Source organism: Wolbachia endosymbiont of Drosophila barbarae, from assembly GCF_044752445.1.
Classification (GTDB): domain Bacteria; phylum Pseudomonadota; class Alphaproteobacteria; order Rickettsiales; family Anaplasmataceae; genus Wolbachia; species Wolbachia pipientis.
In genome coordinates this window covers 1-504 of sequence record NZ_JBIXJM010000094.1, presented here as the reverse complement: position 1 = coordinate 504, position 504 = coordinate 1, and the positions used below count along the sequence as shown (strand labels likewise).

Here is a 504-nt window from a genome sequence, read left to right as displayed (position 1 = left end):
GTTTAGAGCCAGGAACAATGCAGCTTTTAGACCCAGGAGAAGACATAAAATTTTCAGAACCGTCAGATGTAGGAGGAAGTTATGAAGCATTCATGAGACAGCAACTGAGGGCAATAGCAATAGGCACAGGGATAACATATGAGCAGCTAACAGGAGATTTAACAGGAGTGAATTATTCATCAATCAGAGCTGGATTAATAGAGTTTCGTCGTCGATGTGCTATGCTGCAACACAACATTATGGTATTTCAATTTTGCAGACCAGTATGGAATAGATGGCTAGAACTTGCCACTTTATCTGGAGAGCTTTCTACAACAGATAATCAAGTATTTAAAGATGTAAAATGGATACCACAGGGATTTGATTGGGTGGATCCACTAAAAGATCAGCAAGCACAGCAAATGGCAGTAAGAAATGGATTTAAGAGTCGATCAGAAGTAGTATCAGAAATGGGTTACGATGTAGAAGAAATTGACCAAGAAATAGCAGAAGATCAAAGACGTG

Annotated in this window: 1 protein-coding gene; it reads left to right on the top strand. The window is 39.3% G+C overall.

The genetic code is table 11. The annotated features are described in order from the left end of the window. A partial coding sequence (locus ACIPNH_RS01235) for a phage portal protein (RefSeq protein WP_400771139.1) occupies positions 1-504 on the top strand: 504 nt, incomplete at both ends.